Below are 19825 nucleotides of genomic sequence, written 5' to 3' on the forward strand. Positions count from 1 at the left end.
AATCTGAATACATGCTGACCCGAACACGGAGTATGCCGATCGAGTCATCGGTTCCCGCCGTGATTCGCGCACCACGCCTCGGCGACGGGGCATCCATGTGGCGAATCGCGGTCGACTCGCAGGTGCTCGATGTGAATTCGAGCTATGCGTATCTGCTGTGGTGTCGCGATTTTCGCGCCACCTCGGTTGTCGTCGAAATCGGTGGAGAGGTCGCGGGTTTCACAACCGGATACCTGCGCCCGCAGGCCCCGGACGTGCTGTTCGTCTGGCAGGTCGCGGTGGACCACGCCTACCGTGGCCGCGGTCTCGGCGTTGCGATGCTGGATCACTTGGTTGACAATGTTGCGGCGCAAGGGATTTCGACACTGGAGACCACGGTGTCGCCGGACAACGAGGCATCGCTGGCGATGTTCGCGGCCCTGGCCCGGCGCTGGGGCGCGCGGATGACGCGCGAGCCGTTGTTCGAACCACAGGATTTCCCGGACGGGCATGAATCAGAGGACCTGTACCGGATCGGGCCATTGCAACCGGCGGCCCAAACCTCAGGAAAGGATCATCGATGACGACCGCTGAGATGACCGTTTTCGAAAACTTGGAATCGAATGTGCGCGGCTATTGCCGATCCTGGCCGACGCTGTTCGACACCGCGCAGGGCGCCTGGCTGCGCGACGGCGGCGGCCGTGATTATCTGGACTTTTTCGCGGGTGCGGGTGCACTGAACTACGGCCACAACAATCCGGTGCTGAAGCAGGCGTTGCTGGATTACATTGCCCGCGACGGCATCACCCACGGGCTGGATATGTCGACCGTGGCCAAGCAGCAGTTGCTGGAGACCATCAACTCGGTGCTGCTGGATCCGCGCGGCCTCGATTACAAGGTGCAGTTCCCCGGGCCGACCGGTGCGAACGCCGTCGAGGCGGCGCTGAAGCTGGCCCGCAAGGTGACCGGCCGCACCACGATCCTGAACTTCACCAACGCCTTCCACGGCATGACGCTGGGCGCGCTGTCGGTCACCGGCAACGCCGCCAAGCGCGCCGGGGCGGGTGTGCCGCTGGTGCATGTGAATCCGATGCCCTACGACGGCTACCTCGACGGCGCCGACGAACTGGCCTGGATGGAGAAGGCGCTCGATGACAACTCCTCCGGTGTGGACAAGCCCGCCGCGGTGATCGTGGAGACCGTGCAGGGCGAGGGCGGGGTCAACGTCTCGCGTCCGGAGTGGCTGCGGCGGCTGTCCGAACTGTGCTCGGCCCGGGGCATTCTGCTCATCGTCGACGATGTGCAGATGGGCTGCGGGCGCACCGGCCCGTTCTTCTCCTTCGAGGTAGCCGGGATCACCCCCGACATCGTCACGCTGTCGAAGTCGATCGGTGGGTACGGCCTGCCGCTGGCGCTGGTGCTCATGCGCCGCGATCTGGACCAGTGGTCGCCCGGTGAGCACAACGGCACCTTCCGCGGTAACAACCCGGCCTTCGTCACCGCGCGGGTTGCGCTCGAGCACTACTGGAGCGACGATCGGCTGGAGGCGTCGACGGTGGCCAAGGGCGAGCGGATCCGAAAGTCGTTCAGCGCGCTGGCCGATACCTACGAGGGCGTGTCGACCCGCGGCCGCGGTCTGGTGCACGGCCTGGTGTTCGACGAGGCGTCGCAGGCGGGCAAGGTCAGCCGCATCGCCTTCGAACACGGCCTGCTGGTCGAGACCTCCGGGGCCGAGGACGAGGTCGTGAAGCTGCTGCCGCCGCTGACCATCACCGACGACGAGCTCGATCACGGCCTGAGCATTCTCAGCCGTGCGGTCGACATGGTACGAGGAGGTAACTGACCCATGATCGTGCGAACCACCGCGGAGATCACCGGCACCGACCGCGATGTCGCGGCCGAGGGCTGGCGCAGCAAGCGCATCGTCCTGGGCGGTGACGGGGTCGGATTCTCCTTCCACGAGACCACCATCGAGGCCGGTACCACCCACGAGTTCCACTACGCCAACCACATCGAGGCGGTGTGGCTGATCGAGGGCGAGGGCACGCTGCACGACCTCGACAACGGTGTGAGCTACGAGCTCGGACCCGGGTCGATGTACCTGCTCGACGGTCACGAGAAGCATCGCCTCGAGACCCGCACGCGGATGCGCATGATGTGCGTGTTCAATCCGCCGGTGACCGGACAAGAGGTGCACGACGAGAACGGCGTCTATCCGCTGGTCGCCGTTACCCAGTAGGTGAGGAGGAGAACACCCCGATGACGTTGGCCGAGAGTCGAATCGATCGATACCCGACTCGAACCGCCGCACCGGCGCCGCTCGCCGAGCGGACCGATCCCACGGTGTGGGGCCGGATCGAATCGCCCGCGCTGGCGAACTTCGACGCCGACGGGTACGCGATCATCGACGAGTTGCTGAGCCCGACGGAGGTGGCCGACTTCTCCGCCGAGATCGACCGGCTGGCAAGCGATCCCGAGCTGCGGCTGGACGAGCGGGTGATCATCGAGAAGAAGTCGAACCGGGTGCGGTCGATCTTCGAGGTGCACACGATCTCGGCCGCGATCGCCGCGCTGGTGCGCGACGAGCGGGTGATCGGGCTGGCCCGGCAGGTGCTCGGGTCGGATGTGTACATCCACCAGAGCCGGGTGAACTACATGCCCGGTTTCGAGGGCACCGGATTCTATTGGCATTCGGACTTCGAGACCTGGCATGCCGAGGACGGTATGCCCGCGCCGCGGGCGGTGAGCCTGTCGATCGCGCTGACCGACAACTACCCGTTCAACGGCAGCCTGATGGTGATGCCCGGTTCGCACCGCACCTTCGTGCCGTGCCAGGGTGAGACCCCGGCCGACCATTATCGGGAGTCGTTGCGGGAGCAGCAGATCGGCGTGCCCTCGCACGCGCACATCACCGAACTGGCCGATCGCCACGGTATCGCCCAGTTCACCGGCGCGCGCGGCTCGGCGCTGCTGTTCGACTCGAACATCATGCACGGCTCGGCCAACAACATCACCCCGTTCCCGCGCTCGAACATCTTCCTGGTGTTCAACAGCGTGGAGAACACCCTGGTGGAGCCCTACGCGGCCCCCGCGCCGCGCCCCACCCACATCGCCGCCCGGGATTTCACCCCGGTGCGCTGAACCCGCGCCGCCGGGACCACCCCGCGGCGCACCCGCAGGACCGGTCATCGTCGGGAAACGACCGGCCCCCCGAAATCGAGGCGCCGCCCACTGTGCCGGAAGTGGGCGGCGCCTCGTGCATTCGCACCCCTTCTCGCCCTTCGCACCCGCTGTGGGCGCCCGCAACGAGTGCGAAGCGCGGGAAAGAGTGCGGCTGTGGGGGTTCGGGTGCGCTCAACGCAGCGACTGGAGGGTAAGGGCGCGGAAGAGTTGGAAGTGTCGGGCCTTCGTGGCCCGGTCCTCGGTGTGGGCGAGGAAGACCGCGGCGAGGTCCTCACGGGGGTCGGCCCACCAGTAGGTGCCGGATACGCCGGGCCACATCAGCTCGCCGGGGCTGCCCGCGGCGGGGGCTCCGGCCGGTCGGCGCACGGCCAGGCCGAGGCCGAAACCGTGGCCGCGCGACCAGTCGGCCATCGTCTCCAGTCCCCGCGTATCCGTTTCGGGTCCGAGCTGTTCGGAGGTCATCAGTTCCGCCGTTTTGCGGGCCAGTACGCGGGTGGTGCCGAATTGCCCCGCGCCGAGCAGCATCTGCGCGAAGCGCAGGTAATCGGTGGCGGTGCCGAACAGGCCCGCGCCGCCGGAGTCGAAGCGTGCGCGTGCCGGGTCATGCGGCAGCGGCGGAGCCAGCCGATCGGAACGACCCTCGGGCACAACGAATGTCGTGTCGTGCATGCCCAGCGGGTCGAGGATCCGTTCCCGCAGGAACGTTTCCAGGGTGGCGCCGGTGATGCGTTCGATGATCAGGCCGGTGAGGTCCAGGCCCCAGCCGTAATGCCATTCGGCCCCGGGCTGGTGGAGCAGGGGCACCCGGGCCAGCCGGTCGATGAATTCCTGACCGGTGCGGTCGGCGGGGCCGTCGCCGACGGCGTCGGCGTAGAGCCGGTGCACCGGCGTCGCGCCCAGCGTGCCCTCCACGATTCCGCTGGTGTGCCGGAGCAGATCGTGGAGTTGTGGCGGACGTGCCGGGTCCACGAGTGTCACCGTGTCGGTGGCGGGATCGACGACGGCGACCCGCTGGTCGGCGAATTCGGGCAGATGTGCCGCCAGCGGATCGGTGAGCAGCAGGCTGCCCTGTTCGTACAGGGTCAGCGCGCCCGCGGTCGTGATCGGTTTGGTCATCGACGCGAGCCAGAACAGCGTGTCGGTCGTCATGGGAACGCCCGCCGCGGGATCCCGGTATCCGACAGCCCGCAGGTGGGCGAGCCTGCCGCCGCGGGCGATCGCCACCACCGCGCCGGACAGACGGCCCGCGGCGACCTCCGCGGTCAGCGTCTCGTCCAGGATGCGCAGCCGATCCGAGGACAGTCCCACATCCTCGGGTTCGGCCGCCGAGAGAACATCGTGGCTCGATTCCGTACGCACCCGTCGAGCCTATGCGCGGCCCTATTGCGACGTCGTCAGGACCACCGGGTCGGCGGGCACGCCCGCGGGTCGGGTGAGTGCGGCATAGCGGGCGATGTGGTGATCGACCGGGCCCCATTCGTTCTGGATCGCGGTGAGGCGCTTGAAGTAGTGGCCGATGGGCAGCTCCTCGGTCATGCCCATCGCGCCGTGCAACTGGACCGCGTGCTGGCCGATGAAGCGGGCGGCGCGGCCGATGGTGGCCTTGGCGGCGGCCGCGGCGCGGGATCGGGTGGCCGGATCGGCGTCGAGTTTCAGGGTGACCAAATAGGTTGCGGCGATGGACTGTTCGAGCTCCAGGTGCATGTCGACCATGCGGTGCTGCAGCACCTGGAAGCTGGCGATGGGGACGCCGAACTGCTGGCGCTGCTTGGCGTAGTCGACGGTGTCGGCCAGCACGCGGCGCATGGCGCCCACGGCCTCGGCGGCGATGGCGGCGATCGCCTCGTCGACGGCGGCGCGCACGGAATCCTCGGCCGCGCCTTCGGTTCCCAGCAGCGCGTCGGCGGGGACCCGGACACCGTCGAGGACGACATCCGCGGCGCGGCGCTCATCGATGGTGCGGTAGGGGTGCAGGGTGAGGCCCGCGGCCCCGGCGTCCACGACGAACAGCGACAGGCCCGCGGCGGTGCGGCCGGTGACCAGCAGATGCGTGGCCAGCGGCGCGCTCGTCACGACGATCTTCGTGCCATCGAGCACCCACGAATCCCCTTCCCGCCGTGCGGTTGTCGCGACGCGCGCCGGATCGTAGCCCGAATCCTGTTCCAGCGCGGCGAAGGCCGTGACGACCTCGCCGGAGGTGATGCCCCGCAACAGCTTCCCGGCCCGCTCACCCCCGGCCCGGCGTAGCAGGCCCGCGCCCACGACAACGGTGTCGACATACGGCTCGACGACCAACGCTCCGCCCAGCGCCTCGGCGATGATCATCGTCTCCACCGCGCCGCCGTCGAAACCGCCCACGCTCTCGGGCAGGCTCGCGCCCAGGATGCCGACCTCCTCGGCGAAGGCGCGCCAGATCTGCGGCTGCCAACCCGCGCCTGTCCGGGCCGCGGCGCGGCTCTTCTCCAGGTCGTAGCGGGCCGCCAGGAATTGGGTGACGGTGTCGCGCAGCAGTTGTTGTTCGGCGGTCGGTTCGAAGTCCATGTCACAGTCCCAGGGTTGCCTTGGCGATGATGTTGCGCTGAATCTCGTTGCTACCGGCGTAGATCGAGCCCGCGCGGTCGTTGAAGTAGCGCAGCGGGGCGACCGCCTGCCACTGTTCGCCCGCGAGGTAGCAGTCGGCGGGCGGGAGGTAGTCGGCGACCGGGCCGCCGGGCATGGCCGCATGCGGCTGATAGGCGCGCCCGCGTGGACCGGCCGCCTCGAGGGCGAGTTCGGTGAGCCGCTGGCTCAGTTCGGTGCCGAGGATCTTCAGCGTCGAGGCCGCGGGGCCGGGGTCACGGCCGTGCGAGATCGCCGACATGGTGCGGTATTCCAGGATCTCGAGCACATCGGCGCGGATGCGGGCGTCGGCGAGTTTGGCCGCGAAGGCCGGATCGTCCAGCAGCGCGGCGGCCTGATTCGCCAGCGCCTCGGCCATCACCTGCAGCGTGGGACCGTATGCGGCGCCGCCGCGTTCGAAGTTCAGCAGATATTTGGCGACCGTCCAGCCGTCGTCGACGCGGCCCAGGACGTTCGCCTTGGGCACGCGGACCTGATCGAAGAAGACCTGATTCTGCACCTGCTCGCCCGAGGTCATCACCAGCGGGCGGACCTGGATGCCGGGGGAGTCCATGGGGATGAGCAGGAAGGTGATGCCCTGCTGCTTGCGCTCCAGGCGGGAGGTGCGGACCAGGCAGAAGATCCAATTCGCCTCCGTCGCATGGGTGGTCCAGATCTTGCTGCCGGTGCAGACCAGATCGTCGCCGTCGGCGACCGCGGCCATGGTCAGCGAGGCCAGATCCGAACCCGCCTCGGGCTCGGAGTAGCCCTGGCAGAAGAAGACCTCGCCGGTGAGGATGCGGGGCAGGAAGTACGCCTTCTGCTCCGCGGTGCCGAAGGCGATGATGGCATGCGCGACCATCCGGATTCCCATCGGCGACAGCGCCGGAGCGCCCGCGAGCGTCGACTCCCGATCGAAGATGTAGTGCTGCGTCAGGCTCCAGTCACAGCCGCCGTATTCCACCGGCCACGCCGGGGCGGCCCAGCCGCGCTCGTGCAGAATCCGCTGCCACGTCATGCTGGCCTCGTGATCCGGATACACGCTCGTGGCGAGCCGTCCGGCACGGCGCAGTTCGGGGGTCAGGTTCTCGTCCAGAAAACGCCGCACCTCGTCGCGAAACGCCAGATCGGTGGGCGACCAGTCCAGATCCACGGACAACTCCTTGTGCGATTAATGGTGCCCTACCTTCTCATTTTCTCGCAACGGAATGCAAATGGTCGTTAACTTAGCGACACTTCTCCGCCCTCCGCCCTCCGCCCTCCGTCCCCCGTCCCCCGTCCCCCGTCCTCCGTCCTCCGTCCCCCGTCCTCCGTCCCCCGTCCCCCGTCCTCCGTCCCCCGCCCTCCGTCCCCCGCCCTGGCCCTTGGCCCGCTCTCTCGATTCCCTGGCCGAAGGCCAGGGTTGACATTCCACAATGGAGGTATAACACTGTTATAACCTTCCACATCGGAACATCGACAGGACATAGCCATGGACATCTCGACCGGCATCCGAGTCTCCGACGCCGAGCGGCAGCAGGTGGCGGAGCTGTTGGTCCGGAGCGTGGGCGAGGGCCGCATCGATCTGCGGGAGTACGACGAGCGGCTGGCCCGGGTGTATGCCGCCGCGACGCGGGAAGATCTGCGCGCGGTGACCGCCGACTTGCCGAAACCGTCTGCGTCCGGCGGTAATTCGACCCCGCGCGGCGCTCGCGTCCCGCTCTGGCAGCGCATCGAGGGCGGGGCGTGGTTGGGCGTCGGGCTGCTGAACATATTGATCTGGGCGGCCGTCTCGCTGGGCGTCGGCGAACTCGTCTACTTCTGGCCGATCTGGGTGATCGGCCCGTGGGGTGCGGTGCTGGCCTTCCGCGTCCTCACCGGCTGGGAGGCCAGCGGGCGCAAAGCAGACCGCAGGTCCGCATCCCGCGGTGCGACACACCCAATTCGGGCGATCTGACAATCAATTTCTCGGACTCGCTTGCGATCTCGGGCCGAGTGTGCGGAAAAATAGTGCCCCATGACCGCATCCCGAGTCTTCCGTTCGTTGCTGCGCGCCGTGCCGGCGGTGCTGCTGGCCGTGATCGCCGCGGCCACCTTCGCCGTCGCCGGCGGGGTCGCGAGCGCAGCGCCGTTCCCCGGCATCCCGTCGGTGCCCAACTTCTCCCACCGCCTCGAGATCGGGCCCGGCGAGAGCCAGTACACCGGCAGCGTGATCGAGGGCAAGTCCGACGGATACGCCATCGCCGCGGGCGGCGGGCTGAAGCTGCACCTCGAAGTCACCTCGCCCAACAACAACGCCCGCGTCTCGGTGGCGCCGCTGATCGGCCCCATGATCGCGACCGAGGCCCCCACGGCCGACTTCGTCACCGACGGCACCGATTACCAGGTGCGGGTCACCTCGGCCGACGGTAACGCCGCCGACTACACCCTGACCATCAAGGCCGACCCGGCCGTCTGATCGCCGAACGCGCCGGGCGAACACGTTCGCCCGGCATACTCGGGGCAACGCCCACCGACGAGGTAGCCTGGCCGACTGTGCACCTGAAGAGTCTGACGCTGAAGGGCTTCAAATCCTTCGCGTCCGCGACGACGCTGCGCCTGGAGCCGGGCATCACCTGCGTGGTGGGGCCCAATGGTTCGGGCAAGTCGAACGTCGTCGACGCGCTCACCTGGGTGATGGGTGAGCAGGGCGCGAAGGCCCTGCGCGGCGGGAAGATGCAGGACGTCATCTTCGCCGGTACCGCGGGGCGCGCGCCCCTCGGCCGCGCCGAGGTCACCCTGACCATCGACAATTCCGACGGTGCGCTGCCCATCGAGTACTCCGAGGTCTCGATCACCCGCCGCATGTTCCGCGACGGCGCGGGTGAGTACGAGATCAACGGCAACTCCTGCCGCCTGATGGATGTGCAGGAGTTGCTGTCCGATTCCGGCATCGGCCGGGAGATGCACGTCATCGTCGGACAGGGGCAGCTGTCGGCGATTCTGGAATCACGCCCCGAGGACCGCCGCGCCTTCATCGAAGAGGCCGCGGGCGTGCTCAAGCACCGCAAGCGCAAGGAGAAGGCGGTCCGCAAGCTGGAGGCCATGCAGGCCAATCTGGCTCGGCTCACCGACCTCACCACCGAGCTGCGCCGCCAGCTCAAACCGCTGGGCCGCCAGGCCGAGGTGGCACGCCGGGCCGCGACCGTCCAGGCCGAGCTGCGCGATGCCCGGCTGCGCCTGGCCGCCGACGATCTGGTGGGTCGCCGCCGCGAGCTGGAGAGCCAGCAGAGCAAAGAGGCCTTCGCCCGCGAACAGCAGATCAACGTCCAGGCCGAACTCGACGCCGCCAATGCCGCGCTGGCCCAACAGGAATTCCAGCTCTCTCGCCTGACGCCGAGCGCCGAGGCCGCCGCGCAGACCTGGTTCCAGCTGTCGGCCCTGGTGGAGCGGGTCAATGCCACCATTCGCATCGCGCGCGACCGGGCCCGCAACCTGACCATCGAGCAGCCCGTCGGCACCGGCCGCGATCCCGAACAGCTCGAGGCCGAGGCCGCGCGGGTCGAGGCCGAGGAGGCCGAGCTGCTCGAGGCGGTCGAGATCGCCGGCGCCACCCTCGAGGCCGCGCGCGAGCAACTGTACGAGCGCGAGCAGGCGGCCAAGGCCGCCGAACAGGCGCATCTGGCCGCGGTGCGGGCCATCGCCGACCGCCGCGAGGGCCTGGCCCGGCTCGCGGGCCAGGTCGACAACCTGCGCCACCGCGCCCAGTCGGCCGATGCCGAGATCGCCCGGTTGTCCACCGCGCTGACCGAGGCCCGCCAGCGCGGCGCCACCGCCGAGGCCGAATTCGAGTCCGTCCAAGCGGAATTGAGCGAACTGGACGCGGGCGAGGAAAGCCTGGACGAGGCCTACGAACACGCCGCCCAGGCGCTGCGGCGGGCCGAGGAGCGCGTCACCGAACTGCGCGAGAAGGACCGCGAGGCCAGTAAGAAGGTGGCCTCGCTCACCGCCCGCATCGAGGCCCTCACCATGGGCCTGTCCCGCAAGGACGGCGGTGCGTGGCTGCTGGAGCACCACGGGCAGGGCCTGCTCGGCCCGCTGTCGGGCATGCTGCGCGTCCATCCGGGATATGAGGCCGCCGTGGCCGCGGCTCTCGGCCCGCTCGCCGATGCCATTGCCGCCGAGGACGGTTCGACCGCCCGGTCCGCGCTGCGCGCGATCAAGGAGGCCGATGGCGGTCGCGCGGCCCTGGTCTACGGCGGCGCGGGGTCGACACGATCGGCGGTGCCCGGACGTACCGATTCCGAACCGGCGTCCGACGGCGGCCGAACCGACGACGCGGCGAGCGTGGCCGCTGGTCTCGCCGACGCGAAGACGTCAGCGGGTCACAGCGTCGCGCCGACCGGATCCTCCGCCGCGCCCCGGGAAGACCAGCGCCCGGGCGGCGTCGGACACCGTCCCGCGCTGCCGGTCGGGGCGCGGTGGCTGGCGGACGTGGTCGATTGCCCGGCCAACCTGCGCGCCGCCCTCGAAGCGCTGGGCAGGGACACCGTTGTCGTCGACGAGGTGTCCGCGGCCGCCGACGTGCTTGCGGCGCAACCGGATCTGCGCATAGTCACCCGCGACGGCGACCTCACCGGCACCGGCTGGCTGCTCGGTGGCTCCGATCGCGCCCCGAGTCAGCTGGAGATCCAGGCCGATATCGACGCCGCGAAGGACGAACTGGAATCGTGGCAGCGGCAGGCCGAGGAGCTCGAGGCGGCCCTGTCCGGCGCGCTGGCCGAGCAGACCGCGCGCAAGGAGGCCGCCGATCACGCGCTGCTGGCCCTGCACGAATCCGATCAGGCGCTGGTGGCGATCTACGACCGGCTCGGCCGCCTCGGTGATACCGCGCGCACCGCGCACCGGGAATGCGAGCGGCTGCTGGCCCAGCGGTCCGACGCCGAGACCGCGCGCGATGAGAATCTGGCGAAGCTGGCCGAGCTCGAGGACCGGCTGCGCCATGCCGAATCCGAACAGTCGCAACTGGATTCGGACTCCGATGCCGGAACCGAGACGGCCGGTCAGGAGCGTGAGGAGGCCGCGGCGGCGCTCGCGGAGGCCCGCTCCATGGAGGTCGAGGCCCGGTTGGCGGTGCGCACCGCGGAGGAGCGCGCGGAATCGGTACGCGGCAAGGCGGATTCGCTGCGCCGTGCCGCCCGCGCCGAACGCGAGTCACGCGCCCGCGCCGAACGCGCCCAGGCCGCGCGCCGCCGGGCCGCGGAAGTGGCGGCGGTGGTGGCCGATTCGGCCGAGCGCATCGCCGCCGAACTGCAGACCGTGGTCGGCCAGGCCGCGGCCCGCCGCGACGAGCTGGTGCGCCGCCGTACCGAATGCGCGGCCCAGGTCGATCAGACCAAGGAGCGGGTGCGCGCGCTGACCGCCCAGCTGACCCAGCTCACCGACGCGGTACACCGCGACGAGGTGGCCCGCGCCGAGGCCGCGCTGCGCATCGAACAGCTCGAGCACAACATCAGCGAGCAGTTCGGCATCGCCCTCGACGACCTCATCGCCGAATACGGTCCGGATGTGCCGATGCCGCCCTCGGCGCTGGAGATGCAGGAGTACGAGCAGGCCCGCGACCGCGGCGAGCAGGTCAGCGAGCCGCAGCCCATGCCCTTCGACCGCGCCGCCCAGGAGCGCCGGGCCAAGCGCGCCGAGAAGGACCTCACCACCCTCGGCAAGGTGAATCCCCTTGCGCTGGAGGAGTTCGCGGCCCTCGAGGAACGCTACAACTTCCTGTCCACCCAGCTCGAGGACGTCAAGAAGGCTCGTCAGGACCTGCTCGACGTTGTCGCCGAGGTGGACGCGCGCATCCTGCAGGTCTTCACCGAGGCCTACGAGGATGTGGCGCGCGAATTCGTCGAGGTGTTCGCCAAGTTGTTCCCCGGCGGCGAGGGCCGACTGCTGCTGACCGACCCGTCGGACATGCTCACCACCGGCGTCGAGGTGGAGGCGCGCCCGCCGGGCAAGAAGGTCAAGCGGCTGTCGCTGCTGTCCGGCGGCGAGAAGTCGCTGACCGCGGTAGCCCTGCTGGTCGCCATCTTCCGCGCCCGCCCCTCACCGTTCTATGTCATGGACGAGGTCGAGGCGGCGCTGGACGACACCAACCTGCGTCGGCTCATCGGCCTGTTCGAGCAGCTGCGGGAGAAGTCGCAGCTCATTGTGATCACCCACCAGAAGCCGACCATGGAGATCGCCGACGCGCTCTACGGCGTGAGCATGCGCGGCGACGGCATCACCCAGGTGATCTCGCAGCGGCTGCGGGGCGAGAATCTGGTGGGCGCGCCGAGCTAGAGCACGGCGACGGTCGGCTTGAAGTCGGCCGGGGCCTTCGCGCCGTCGAGGAGCTGGATCCGCTGCGGGTTCAGGCGCAGCACGGTGAATCCTGGATCCTCGGGTCCGGTCACGCCGAACTCACGCAGGTCGTAGCCCAGCGGCGGCGGTGTGGTCATGATCAGGTCCCACACGTGGCGCTGCACCTCCGGATCGTCGGCCCACTCGGCCACCGCCTCGCCCTGGATCGAATGCTGCGCCGGATTCCAGTAGGAGAACGCCACCACCGGATTGGCGGCCAGATGCCGCACCTTGATCGGCGTCTTGCCCGTGAAGATCCACCCGACCGGGCGGTCGCCCTCGCGTTCCCAGATCGGGTGCAGGATGCGCGAGCGGGGTCGGCCGTCGGGGCCGACGGTGGTGACCGTGCACCAGACGATCTCGGCGGTGAGTCGGAAGAAGTCGTCGGCGATGCTGTCGAAGGTCCGTGCCATACCGGTGATCATGGCACGGACCACCGACAGGTATGCGCGCGAAAGGGCAATGCCTACAGCTGTTCTGGAAGGACCGTGCAGTGCCGGACGATGCCGGACAGGCCGGGCAGTTCCTGGGTCGGCGTCCACTCGCCGGACGGATCGTCGGTGACGCTGTCGCTGTAGTGATAGGCCCCGAGCTCGGGATTGTCCAGGTTATAGGCGTCCATGTAGATCCGCCACCGGCCGTCGGGCAGCGGGATCACGCACTGCCCCTCGCGGGGCGCGCCCCAGCCCGTCCAGTCGCCGGTTCGGATGAGCTGATAGGGGCCCGCCGGGAGATCGGCGACGGCCAATTCGATGTACTTGGTGGATTCGTTCTTGACGAAGGCGTAGTAGCGGCCGCGCCACATCTTGATCGTGGTGTCGATATAGCCGAGCGTGTCCGCCGAGGGGTGCAGCCCGACCAGCGGCGCGGGCCGCCACGGCTGCAATGTCGAGTCCAGCGCGGAGAGGATGTGCGGCTGGAAGCCCGCGCCGCTGTTGATCGTCACCAGCACATTCACCCCGCCCCGGTCGTCGACGAACCACTCCGGCGCCCATGTGTGCCGAATCCCGGGCAGCGGAATCCGGAACTCGTACAGGAAATCCCAGTCGACCCGGTTGACGCTGCGCGCGAATCCGATGGTGTCGCCGTCCCAGCCCGTGGTGTAGGTCAGGTAGTAGGCCCCATCGATGAAGCGGAAGATGCTGGGGTCCCGGCACAATCCCTTCTTGTCGGTCGGCGCGGTCGGTGGCGTTCCCGCGGGATCGGCGTACGGCGGCCGGTAGGCCACCGCCTTGACCAGCGAGAAGTTCGTCGCGTCGGTCGATTCGTAGACGTACATGTCGGTCTGGCTGTGATTGGTGAACGCGGTCATCGTGTACCGCATCGGGCCGCCGAGGGCCGCCGCGCGTCCTGCTGCCATAACACTCAACGGTAGACCCGCCGTCAGCGCGAGCATCGTCCTGCGGGACAGCCGTCTCGACGTCATCCGCCGATTATGCGGCAGTCGACGCTGAAAAGTAGCTGACACACCCTCGGTCACTTCGATTGTGATCGAGGCGATTCCGACGCTTTATCTGTGCGGTTTCACGCCGACCGCGCCGACCGTGTCGAAGTAGGTCGTGGCGGTGTCCTCCTCCGGATCCGGCCGCCACAGCGGGACCCGGACCAGCCCCGGTTCGACGAGTTCGAAACCGTCGAACAGCGCGGCGATTTCGTCGAGGGTGCGCATGATCAGCGGGGTAGGCGTCTGCTTGCTCATCTCGACCGTCTCGGCGAGCTCCTCCGGAGGCCAATCCGCGCTGGTCATATGGGAGATCACCAGCATGCTGCCCGGGGCGAGCCGATCTCTCAGGGCGGCGAGCATGCGCTGGAAGCCCGCGGTGTCGGGGATGTAGTGCAGCAGCGCGACGAGCAGGACGACCACCGGTTCGTCGAAGTTCAGCCGGGCGCGCACCTCCGGATTGGACACGATCGCGTCCAGATCGCGGGCGTCGGCGTGAAAGGCGGTCGCCCACGGGATGTCGCGCAGGATGCGGCGGCTCATGACGACCGCCACCGGGTCGATGTCGGTGTAGACCACGCGGGCGTCGACGCCGAGGTCGGCCAGGATCTCGTGCACATTACCGGCGGTGGGAATGCCCGAGCCGATGTCGAGGAACTGGGTGACCCCCTGCCGGGCGCAGTAGGTGACCGCGCGGCGCAGGAAGGCGCGGTTGGTCCAGGCCGAGCGCAGGCTGTGCGGCCACCGCTTGCGGCCCAGCTCGGCCAGTTCGCGATCGATCTGAAAATTGTGCGAGCCGCCCAGGGCATAGTCGTAGATGCGCGCGATGCTGGGCACGGTGGGGTCGATATCGTCGCTGGCCCAATCCGGAAGCAGCGGTGGGATTTCGGAGAACTCGGACATCGGCCAACCACTCCACGGTATTTCGGTCGAACATGAGCCGTCCATGCGGCAGACTCACCCTACCCGGAGATGGTCAAATGTCCATTCCGTCCGGAATCGCCGCACCGGCCGAACCGGCGCGGTGCCGAATCGACACTGGATATTCGGCATCGCCGGGAGGGTGGACGGGTGTGGAGTCCGAATCGTGTCAATCGGCGAGCAGCGCCGTCAGGCGCGCGGCGCGGGGGTGCGGCGCGACGGTGGGGTCCGGCTCGATCCGCAGCCGCCCGATGTTCTCTCGATATTTGCCAAATATGTTGCCATGCAATGCCTTTCGGGATATACGGAACAAACTGGTGTCCGGCCGCGATGATGCCGGCGGGTCCTGATGCTGCCCGATCTGCGCTGCGCCGCTTCGTCATTCGCGCTCCGGCCGCCCCGCCCGCTGTTGCTCGGCGGCGTGCCGCCAGAAGGCGCGTCGGCGGCGGCATCGGGGCGCGGCGGACTAGTCTCGGATCGTGCGAACATTCGTCTGGGAGGGCGTCGACGAGCCGCGGATGGAGATCGTGCACGCGGACGGCATGGATCGCGCCCACGGCACGCAGCTCGGGCTGGTCTACGAATTACGTTGGTGGCTGGACGGTTCGGCGTTGACCGTGGACGCCGGTGCGGGTCCGGTGCGTCACGAACTGGACGGTGCGGACTTCTTCGATCTGCAGCACAGCGCGTTCTTCAACTCACTGCCGGTGCTGCGGGACGGGCTGCTGAGTACGACGCAGACCCGCGACTACACAATGCGCTTCGTCACCGTGCCCGGCACGACCGCCTATCTCGCGCCGCAGCGGTACGAGGCCGGCGGGGACGGGACCGTCCGCTTCATCTCGGGGGACTATCGCGCGCGGATCGAATTCGATCGGGATGGTTTCGTCGTGCTGTACGAGGACTATCTGCGTCGGTTGCATCCCTGAGCGCGGGCGGCCGGGCCGTCAGAGCAGATCGCTGACGTCGTCGGGTACGTCCACGGCGTATTTGCGCAGGGTCTCCATCGGTATCACCTCGAGCGCGTTCTCATGGGTCGCCGCCAGCACCACCGGCGCCGCGACGCCGTCCTCGTGCGCGTGTAGCCACCGCACCGCCACTACACACCATCGGTCACCGGGTTGCAGGCCGGGGAAGTTGTTCTCCGGTCGCGGGGTGATCAGATCGTTGCCGATCGACTTCTGGTGCTCCAGGAACTCCTGGGTCACCACCGTGCACACCGTGTGGCTGCCCAGGTCCTCGGGGCCGGTGCTGCAGCATCCGTCCCGATAGAAGCCGGTGAGAGGATCGGTGCCACACTCCTCCAGCGGTCCCCCGAGCACATTTCGATCGGTCACGTCGCCGATCCTATTGTCTCTGTGTTGGATTCGCCGCGCCTTCCGGCAGCGTGGTGTGCAGACGGCGGGAAAACTACTCTCGTGGTCATGCGGATTGCCTTCGGGACCGACGAATCGACCGATCTGACCCGGCACGTGCGGCAGTGGCTGAGCGAACAGGGACACGAGGTGGTGGTCATCGGCGAGGACATCGCCTGGCCGGAGGTCGGGCGCGGGGTGGGCGAGGCGGTCGCCGACGGCCGGGCCGACCGCGGCGTGGTGTGCTGCTGGACCGGCACCGGCGTGTCGATAGCCGCCAACAAGGTCCCCGGCGTGCGGGCCGCCCTGTGCACCGACCGCGCCACCGCCGAGGGCGCCCGCAAATGGAACGACGCCAACGTCCTGGCCTTCGGCCTGCGCCTGACCTCCCCGACCGTGGCCGACGAAATGCTCGCGGCCTTCCTGACCACCGCTCCTGACGAGTCGGAGGCCGAGAACTACCGCAACCTGGGCTGAATGCCGGGCGCGTGCCGCAGACCACTTCGGGGGGTTCTGACAGGATGGGCGCGTGACTGCGCAAGCTTGGATTCTGATCGCCGCGATCGCCGCCGTGCTGCTGGTGGCGTTCGTGTCCGGATTCGTCCTGTACAAACGCCGCCGGGTCACGCTCACACCGGCCGCTCCCGAGCAGGAGCTGACCGATCGGTCGGGCGGGTATACGGCGGCCGGGGGATTCAACTTCAGTCAGGGCGGGACCGGGGCGGGCACGCTGACGCCGCCCAGGGAACCGGTCACCATCGAGCGCACCGACGACGAGGGCCAGCCGCACGTCGGTGACGACGCGGCGATTCCGCGCGATTCGGCGCGCCGATCCATCACCGATGTGCGGCTGCCCGAGGCGGATGTCGAGGAATCGCCCGCGGCCCCGGCCGCGCCCGCCGAGGAGACGGCAGCGCCCGCCGAGGAGAAGGCCACGCCAGCCGAGGAGTCCGCCGCCACGGAGGCAGCACCGGCCACCGAGACGGCAGCGCCCGCCGAGGCAGCAGCGCCCGCCGAAGACCTGGCCCCCACCACGGTGACCACCCTGCGGGAAACCACGGCCGAACCGGCCCCCGCCGAAACCGCGGCTCCCGCACCGCAGATCGAGGAGATCGAGCCCACCAGCGGACGCCTCACCCGCCTGCGCGGGCGGCTGGCCCGCTCGCAGAACGCCGTCGGCAAGAGCCTGCTCGGTCTGCTCGGCGGCGGCGATCTGGACGAGGACTCCTGGGAGGAGATCGAGGACACCCTCGTCATGGCCGACCTCGGCACCGCCAGCACCCTCGCGGTCGTCGAACGACTACGCGAGGAACTGGCCGCGCGCACCGTCCGCACCCCCGAGCAGGCCCGGCAGGTGCTGCGCGACGTGCTCATCGAGGCGCTGCGGCCGGAGATGGACCGGTCCATCCGGGCGCTGCCGCATGCCGACCACCCGTCGATTCTGCTGGTCGTCGGCGTGAACGGCACCGGAAAGACCACCACCACGGGCAAATTGGCGCGGGTGCTGGTGGCCGACGGCCGCCGGGTGCTGCTGGGCGCGGCCGACACCTTCCGCGCCGCGGCCGCCGATCAGCTGCAGACCTGGGGTGAGCGGGTCGGCGCGGAGACCGTGCGCGGCCGCGAGGGCGCGGATCCGGCCTCGGTCGCCTTCGACGCGGTGAGCACCGGCATCACGGGCGGCGTCGACGCCGTGCTCATCGATACCGCGGGCCGCCTGCACACCAAGACCGGCCTGATGGACGAGCTGGGCAAGGTCAAGCGCGTGGTGGAGAAGAAGGCCGCCGTGGACGAGGTGCTGCTGGTGTTGGACGCGACCGTCGGCCAGAACGGCCTCACCCAGGCCCGGGTCTTCGCCGAGGTCGTGGACATCACCGGCGTGGTGCTGACCAAACTCGACGGCACGGCCAAGGGCGGCATCGTCTTCCAGGTCCAGCACGAACTCGGCGTCCCGGTCAAACTGGTCGGTCTGGGCGAGGGCGCCGACGATCTGGCCCCCTTCGAACCCGCCGCCTTCGTCGACGCGCTCCTGGGCTGATCGGACATTCTCCACATCTCGGAAGTACTCTCACGAGGAACTACAAACCATTCGTGAGAGTGGTGAAACACAGACGCAACACCAGCGGTCGATCCGTTCACGCAGGCGAAACACCGCAGCGGCACGGATGAAACACCGAATCGCGAACCTTCTGTGCAGGCTCGTTGCCGCGTTTTGGCCGGGCCCGAGATGAGGAGGAACAAGGTGGCGTTTCCCGTAATCGGCGCACCAGACGCCGGCGACACCGCATGGATGCTGGCCAGTTCAGCGCTCGTGCTGTTGATGACCCCGGGGCTCGCGTTCTTCTACGGCGGTATGGTCCGCGGTAAGAACGTCCTGAACATGATCATGATGAGCATCAGTGCCATGGGCCTGATCACCATCCTGTGGGCGCTGTACGGCTTCTCGGTCGCGTTCGGCAACGACGTGGGCAATGTGCTCGGCGACCCGACGCAGTACTTCGGCCTGAAGTCGATCTTCGGCGGTCAGTACCTGGCGACCACCGATCCGGCCGCCCCGGCCGCGGTGCCGATCGCCGGAACCATTCCGGTCTCGGTCTTCGTCGCCTTCCAGCTCATGTTCGCGATCATCACGGTCGCACTCATCTCGGGCGCCGTCGCCGACCGGCTGAAGTTCGGCTCGTGGCTGCTGTTCGCGGGCGTCTGGGCCACGATCGTGTACTTCCCGGTCGCGCACTGGGTGTTCGCCTTCGACAACATCACCGGCGAGCACGGCGGCTGGATCGCCAACAAGCTCAAGGCCATCGACTTCGCCGGTGGTACGGCGGTGCACATCAACGCCGGTATCGCCGGTCTGGTGCTGGCGCTGGTGCTCGGCAAGCGCCGGGGCTGGCCGGGTACGCCGATGCGGCCGCACAACCTGCCGTTCGTCATGCTCGGCGCGGGCCTGCTGTGGTTCGGCTGGTACGGCTTCAACGCCGGATCGGCGGTGGCCGCCAACGGCGTCGCCGGGGCCACCTTCGTGACCACCACCATCGCCACCGCGGCGGCCATGCTGGCCTGGCTGGCGGTGGAGAAGATCCGCGACGGCAAGGCCACCTCGCTGGGTGCGGCCTCGGGCATCGTCGCCGGTCTGGTCGCGATCACCCCGGCGTGTTCGTCGGTCAACGTGGTCGGCGCGCTGGCCATCGGTGTCGTCGCCGGTGCGCTGTGTGCCCTGGCGGTAAGCCTCAAGTTCAAGTTCGGTTTCGACGACTCGCTCGACGTCGTGGGCGTGCACCTGGTCGGCGGTCTGGTGGGCACCCTGATGGTGGGTCTGGTCGCCACGGCCGAGGCTCCGGCCGCGGTCAAGGGCCTGTTCTACGGCGGCGGGTTCGACCAGCTCGTCAAGCAGGCCATCGGAGCCTTCGCCGTGCTGATCTTCTCCGGCGTGGCGACGGCGATCATCGCCCTCGCCATCAAGTTCACCATCGGGCTGCGTGCCTCCGAGGAGGAAGAGTTCCAGGGTATGGACGAATCGGAGCATGCTGAAACGGCATACGATTTCGCTGCTGTGGGTGGCACGGCACGTACCGCCGTCAAGGAGGCATGACCAAAATGAAACTCATCACCGCAATCGTGAAGCCGTTCACGCTCGAGGATGTCAAGACCGGACTCGAGCAGGCTGGCGTGCTGGGCATGACGGTCAGCGAGGTTCAGGGCTACGGACGGCAGAAGGGCCACACCGAGGTCTACCGCGGCGCCGAGTACTCCGTCGACTTCGTCCCGAAGGTCCGGGTCGAGGTCGTGGTCGACGACGCCTCGGTGGAGAAGGTCGTCGAGGTCATCGTGGAGGCCGCCCGCACGGGCAAGATCGGCGACGGAAAGGTCTGGGTCACCCCGGTCGACTCGGTCATCCGGGTACGCACCGGCGAACGCGGCGCCGACGCTCTGTAAGCGGTAGACGGCGGAAAAGTCGAGCGGCGGCCCCGCACCGATCGGACTCCGGTCGGGCGGGGCC

19 protein-coding genes are annotated in these 19825 nt (G+C 68.8%); 12 read left to right on the top strand and 7 right to left on the bottom strand.

Translation table 11 applies throughout. The features are described 5' to 3' along the window. Positions 1-11: 11 nt before the first annotated feature. Genes ectA through thpD form a run of 4 tightly spaced genes read left to right on the top strand, consistent with a single transcriptional unit; the run spans position 12 to position 3120 of the window. Positions 12-563 (top strand): diaminobutyrate acetyltransferase, encoded by a 552-nt coding sequence (ectA, locus tag NDR87_RS10240; protein WP_251911823.1) that lies wholly within the window; start codon positions 12-14, stop codon positions 561-563. Next, positions 560-1822, top strand: a complete 1263-nt coding sequence (gene ectB, locus NDR87_RS10245) for a diaminobutyrate--2-oxoglutarate transaminase (protein WP_251910934.1) — start codon at positions 560-562, stop codon at positions 1820-1822. Before ectA ends, ectB begins: the two co-directional genes overlap by 4 nt. Before the next feature lie 3 nt (positions 1823-1825). Then, positions 1826-2218 (top strand): ectoine synthase, encoded by a 393-nt coding sequence (locus NDR87_RS10250; protein ID WP_251910935.1) that lies wholly within the window; start codon positions 1826-1828, stop codon positions 2216-2218. Positions 2219-2238: 20 nt separating this feature from the next. Beyond that, positions 2239-3120: an ectoine hydroxylase gene (gene thpD / locus NDR87_RS10255; protein WP_251910936.1), complete on the top strand. Its 882-nt coding sequence runs from the start codon at positions 2239-2241 to the stop codon at positions 3118-3120. Positions 3121-3333: 213 nt separating this feature from the next. Here thpD and NDR87_RS10260 read toward each other — a convergent pair whose 3' ends face one another. The 3 genes from NDR87_RS10260 to NDR87_RS10270 are packed head-to-tail and all read right to left on the bottom strand — an operon-like array spanning position 3334 to position 6913. Next, positions 3334-4521 (bottom strand): serine hydrolase domain-containing protein, encoded by a 1188-nt coding sequence (locus NDR87_RS10260; RefSeq protein WP_251910937.1) that lies wholly within the window; start codon positions 4519-4521, stop codon positions 3334-3336. Positions 4522-4542: 21 nt separating this feature from the next. Then, the gene (locus tag NDR87_RS10265) at positions 4543-5703 is read right to left on the bottom strand and encodes an acyl-CoA dehydrogenase family protein (protein WP_251910938.1); all 1161 of its coding nucleotides are present in this window, start codon (positions 5701-5703) and stop codon (positions 4543-4545) included. 1 nt (position 5704) lies between these two features. Continuing rightward, complete coding sequence (locus tag NDR87_RS10270) at positions 5705-6913, bottom strand: acyl-CoA dehydrogenase family protein (protein ID WP_251910939.1); 1209 nt, start codon at positions 6911-6913, stop codon at positions 5705-5707. A gap of 318 nt (positions 6914-7231) precedes the next feature. On the opposite strand from NDR87_RS10270, the gene NDR87_RS10275 reads away from it, so the two are divergent. The 3 genes from NDR87_RS10275 (at position 7232) to NDR87_RS10285 (ending at position 12054) form a co-directional block, all read left to right on the top strand. Beyond that, positions 7232-7696, top strand: a complete 465-nt coding sequence (locus NDR87_RS10275; RefSeq protein WP_251910940.1) for a DUF1707 domain-containing protein — start codon at positions 7232-7234, stop codon at positions 7694-7696. 60 nt (positions 7697-7756) lie between these two features. Further along, positions 7757-8197, top strand: coding sequence for a hypothetical protein (locus NDR87_RS10280; protein WP_251910941.1), 441 nt, complete (start codon positions 7757-7759; stop codon positions 8195-8197). A 77-nt stretch (positions 8198-8274) separates the two neighbouring features. Next, on the top strand, positions 8275-12054 hold the full coding sequence (locus NDR87_RS10285) for an AAA family ATPase (protein WP_251910942.1): 3780 nt from the start codon (positions 8275-8277) through the stop codon (positions 12052-12054). Here NDR87_RS10285 and NDR87_RS10290 read toward each other — a convergent pair. The 3 genes from NDR87_RS10290 to NDR87_RS10300 form a co-directional block, all read right to left on the bottom strand. Further along, positions 12051-12527 (bottom strand): pyridoxamine 5'-phosphate oxidase family protein, encoded by a 477-nt coding sequence (locus NDR87_RS10290; RefSeq protein ID WP_251910943.1) that lies wholly within the window; start codon positions 12525-12527, stop codon positions 12051-12053. The two genes, NDR87_RS10285 and NDR87_RS10290, sit on opposite strands and share 4 nt — an antisense overlap. A 53-nt stretch (positions 12528-12580) precedes the next feature. After that, positions 12581-13474 (bottom strand): glycoside hydrolase, encoded by an 894-nt coding sequence (locus NDR87_RS10295; protein ID WP_251910944.1) that lies wholly within the window; start codon positions 13472-13474, stop codon positions 12581-12583. A gap of 150 nt (positions 13475-13624) precedes the next feature. Further along, positions 13625-14458, bottom strand: coding sequence for an SAM-dependent methyltransferase (locus tag NDR87_RS10300; RefSeq protein ID WP_251910945.1), 834 nt, complete (start codon positions 14456-14458; stop codon positions 13625-13627). 497 nt (positions 14459-14955) lie between these two features. Here NDR87_RS10300 and NDR87_RS10305 point away from each other — a divergent pair, with 497 nt between their 5' ends. After that, positions 14956-15405 (top strand): putative glycolipid-binding domain-containing protein, encoded by a 450-nt coding sequence (locus tag NDR87_RS10305; protein ID WP_251910946.1) that lies wholly within the window; start codon positions 14956-14958, stop codon positions 15403-15405. Positions 15406-15423: 18 nt separating this feature from the next. Here the strand turns inward: NDR87_RS10305 and NDR87_RS10310 are convergent, their stop codons facing one another. After that, positions 15424-15813 (bottom strand): DUF2237 family protein, encoded by a 390-nt coding sequence (locus tag NDR87_RS10310; protein WP_067998201.1) that lies wholly within the window; start codon positions 15811-15813, stop codon positions 15424-15426. An 87-nt stretch (positions 15814-15900) separates the two neighbouring features. On the opposite strand from NDR87_RS10310, the gene NDR87_RS10315 reads away from it, so the two are divergent. The 4 genes from NDR87_RS10315 to NDR87_RS10330 all read left to right on the top strand — a co-directional run bounded on the left by NDR87_RS10315 (position 15901) and on the right by NDR87_RS10330 (position 19761). Then, positions 15901-16308 (top strand): RpiB/LacA/LacB family sugar-phosphate isomerase, encoded by a 408-nt coding sequence (locus NDR87_RS10315; protein ID WP_251910947.1) that lies wholly within the window; start codon positions 15901-15903, stop codon positions 16306-16308. A 52-nt stretch (positions 16309-16360) separates the two neighbouring features. Continuing rightward, entirely contained in the window at positions 16361-17866 is a 1506-nt protein-coding gene (gene ftsY, locus NDR87_RS10320; RefSeq protein WP_251910948.1) for a signal recognition particle-docking protein FtsY, read from the top strand. 189 nt (positions 17867-18055) lie between these two features. Continuing rightward, entirely contained in the window at positions 18056-19417 is a 1362-nt protein-coding gene (locus NDR87_RS10325; RefSeq protein WP_251910949.1) for an ammonium transporter, read from the top strand. 5 nt (positions 19418-19422) lie between these two features. Then, positions 19423-19761, top strand: a complete 339-nt coding sequence (locus NDR87_RS10330) for a P-II family nitrogen regulator (protein WP_195109600.1) — start codon at positions 19423-19425, stop codon at positions 19759-19761. The last annotated feature ends 64 nt before the right edge of the window (positions 19762-19825 follow it).

The organism is Nocardia sp. CDC159 (assembly GCF_023740735.1).
Classification (GTDB): Bacteria; Actinomycetota; Actinomycetes; order Mycobacteriales; family Mycobacteriaceae; genus Nocardia; species Nocardia pulmonis.